General features: G+C 53.1%; 1 rRNA gene. It reads left to right on the top strand.

Features of this window, described 5'->3' with window-relative positions:
- A 16S ribosomal RNA gene (locus ZA05_RS00560) occupies window positions 1-243 on the top strand; the annotation flags it as partial.

The raw sequence follows: 243 nt of genomic DNA, 5'->3' as shown, positions 1-243 counted from the left end.
CAGGACGCGAGTGGCGCACGGGTGCGTAACGCGTATGCAACCTACCTCTTACAGGGGGATAGCCCAGAGAAATTTGGATTAATACCCCGTAGTATACCGATGTGGCATCACAATGGTATTAAAGTTTTGGCGGTAAGAGATGGGCATGCGTTCTATTAGCTAGTAGGTGTGGTAACGGCACACCTAGGCGACGATAGATAGGGGCCCTGAGAGGGGGATCCCCCACACTGGTACTGAGACACG

It is taken from the genome of Mangrovimonas sp. TPBH4 (assembly GCF_001280505.1).
Taxonomy (GTDB): Bacteria; Bacteroidota; Bacteroidia; order Flavobacteriales; family Flavobacteriaceae; genus Mangrovimonas_A.
This window is presented reverse-complemented; position numbering and strand designations above follow the sequence as displayed.